At 39.3% G+C, this 3345-nt stretch carries 1 protein-coding gene and 1 pseudogene; both read right to left on the reverse strand.

Annotated elements, in window-relative coordinates; genetic code table 11:
- Nucleotides 1-2465: pseudogene (locus DSM106972_RS50565) on the reverse strand (hypothetical protein); the annotation flags it as partial.
- Between the two features lie 132 nt (nt 2466-2597).
- Entirely contained in the window at nt 2598-3071 is a 474-nt protein-coding gene (locus DSM106972_RS50570; RefSeq protein ID WP_127087790.1) for a hypothetical protein, read from the reverse strand.
- Nucleotides 3072-3345: the final 274 nt, after the last annotated feature.

The following is a 3345-nucleotide window of genomic DNA, read 5'->3' on the forward strand; positions in this document are numbered from 1 at the left end:
TCTTTATTTGCATCATCACATAACAAAGCAAGATATTTCCAAACTTCTGATGATGATACGGCGCCACTGAGTTCAGCCAACCGAAAAGCATAGTAACCAATAAGCGCTAAACTTGATGCAAATCGAGCGTGTGAAGCAGGAAGTTTTTCTATTAGTTGTGATTCTAAATCCTTAACTTCTGGTTGAGGATAACCTAATTTGATTAAATCAGGTAAAACACACGAACAAATGCGAGAAACTGAGCGTAATTCTCCAAAAGCAACTGGTTTAGGAGTTTGTTCAAAAACTAAACGGATTAATCTAGATAGAACAATTGGGTCATCATCGCCAATCGAATAATTAGAAGCGACCATAAGAGGACTGTGGGGGTCTTGGTGATTCTCCCTTACAAACCTCGACCCACCACCATAATGCGTTTTGACTTGTTGACAAATCCAACCAATTTGAGCTTTATCGGGGTCATCAAGAAACTGCGTCAATCCACCCATCAGCTTAAATCGCTCATGATAAGCACTTTCAGAGGTTTTATGAAGTGTTGCTCGATAATCTAAGCCAAGTAATGATAATGCTATATTTGCTGCTACTGTTTTTCCTGTGCCAGCATCACCGTAAAGTCCTAAAACTGGGAAAAAGCCTTCCGACTCTTGAATTTCATCGTAAAATAGACCCGCAACGCTAAAAGCCATTGTAAAAAACGCAGGCATAAATCCAGATTCTCCAAAAAAATTTCGCATTGCGGTAACTAAGCGTTTCAATACGTCCGTTTCAACATTCTGATTTATTTGAGGAAGAGGAATTTTTTCTTTTGCAATCAAAGCATGGTTGAAAACCCAACCAGATTCTGATTCGGTAATAAAACGTCCACCTATAGATATTTGGCAATCTGAAAACACCCAGGTTCCGTCCGCTTGACGACCAATACGTTCTGAGAGTTTATACACTTTGCCTCCACGCGCACGATAAGCAGCTATTTGTTTATGCAGGTATTTGTGAAGTTCTTCTTGCTTGAGCTTATTTACGAGGTAAACTTTTCCAGTGGAACGTGCTAAACAGTTAATAAAATCAGTAACCTTGTGCAGTGCTTCTGCTGGTACTACCACTCGGTCTTGTTCTGTTACTGAGTCATAGCTACGTTTTACCTGTAACATTAATCCACCAAATGCATTATTGGTTCCAACTAATTCGCGCTCAACAATAAAGCTGAAGCCTGCTTTTGGAATCCATTCCCATCCCAAATTCTCTTCTAAACCCATCCTAGCCTTGCGATACCCTAACTCTGAGCGATGAAGATGCTGTACTGGCGCCACCCAATCTTTGGTGTCAAACTGTACATCACTATTTAATAAAGAATAGCGCATCTCTTCGGACCACAGCGTTATCCATTCGTTAACCGAAATATAAGTTATTTGGCATTTCAAACCTCGAATAATTAAGTCATCAATATCTAAGTTATCTTTGGTAAATTGTCCCCACCAACCAATTCTTACCTTACATTCCCATTGCTGAAGCAGCTTAATTGTTTCATAGTAACGGCGCATAATGTGTTCATTGGTAAGCATTCCCGCATCAACGTATAAATCAATAACTACATCTGGTAGGCGAATATTTTTGTCTTGAGCAACTTTTTCTAAATAACGTCTAAGTAATTTTGGGCTAAAGTCCCAAGCTGCTCCAGGCGCCCCAATTACTATTTGTTTTAGAAAACAAGCTACTGACCATGCTTTTAAAACTCCTTCAACAAAGCCAATAGACTGTATTTCAACCGTTTGAGGGCGGCAGAATGTTAATGGCATTTCCCCGTTATCCAAACGTGGGCAGCTTCCATTAACTGGTGCAGAAGAACCCCATTTATATTTACCAGTCTCTCTATTATCTGGAAGTAATTGAAATGCGATTATTTGCTCTAATTCGTTATGCATCGGTAAAAAGATACCTTTGGCGCCCCATAAATAGAACAAATTATCTCGCTTAACGACACCTGGTAAATCTGCACTAACATTCGAGACTTGAATAAACTGCCATGAACGAAAACCTATGTAGTCGATAAACTCAGCTAATGAGCGCGCGTCCCTTAAATGATTGCGGTGGGTTTCTTGTAGTTGTAGCTGACTTAATACTTGTCTATATTGCTTATCGCGTTCTGCATCGCTCAGAACTTTCTCTTGAGACGATTGTGGAAAATTTTCCATAAGCGTGTTGGCGCCTTTTAGCTTGGGTTTATTGTAACTCAAATTACTCTTATTGTTCCACTCAGGAAATAATAACGGATAAGCTTTTTGTACTGCCATTGCCCAAGATGAAGGCAAGCCAGTTAAATCAGACATTTCTCTAGCCGATGCTTTCTTGCCTCGACTTTGAAGCTCTCTTGCGGCTCTTAATAATTCATCCACAATAAGTGGCTCAATAAACTCGTGCCCCATTCCTTCTGATAACTCTCGAACATGAACGTAGCCAGAAGGCGCCATATCCGGGCTTGAGTGGTAGCAATAAATACTACCATCGCAATTCCTCTTACAACTCCCCGTCATGTTTTTACAAATAAGACAAGGACATTTTTTCGATGAATAACTACCTTTTTTTACCATAAAGCCCTGCTTTTAATTAGACTGTCTACTACCCATACTTGTTTTAGATGACTGAACTATTTTTAAAAGATGGTGGCAAACCCAATCTGGTAAAGGCATTGATTCTACTCGTGCAGCATCCTCGAATAAAGGTTGTAGATGTGATGGAAGGGTAAGGGTGAAATAAGAGGGGTTAGGCATCGAATTAACATGTTCCTCTATTGCGAATCGATGACTCCACTCTGAGCAATCAGCGGCTCTTGAGGCAGCAGTTTGCTTCAAGAAATTTAATAAACCAAACTTATTACAGTAATAAATATGCTTATCTTCCCTTTTTTCCCCAGTACAAAATTTACAATTCCAGCAACTAAGTTCTTGGTCGTCTAATTTTTTCACGTTACTGTCGGGTGGAAGCGCTTTGAGAATTTTTGTCGCAGCATCTATACTTTGTTCGTTTAAACATGAGCGCAAATCAAGGGCAGACTTGGTTTTTCCAGATTGAATCAAATCGTCAATTTTTGTAACAATCTGTTTCGCTTTGGCATAGGGTTATAGCTTTTACCATTACTAAACCTTAGTTATCACTGACTGATTGTTTGGTCATATGCGTCCAGCCAATTAGTCACTATTCTAAATAATTTACCTTATTCGGTACACTCGAATTAAAGTTTTTACACTTATTTCCACCAAAAAAGTATAATTTTTGAATATGACTACTAAAACAGAACGGTTAGCCCAACTAGTTAAGGAGTTACGAGGTACCACCTCCCAGCGTCGATTT

The organism is Dulcicalothrix desertica PCC 7102 (assembly GCF_003991905.1).
In the GTDB taxonomy this organism is placed as follows: Bacteria; Cyanobacteriota; Cyanobacteriia; order Cyanobacteriales; family Nostocaceae; genus Dulcicalothrix; species Dulcicalothrix desertica.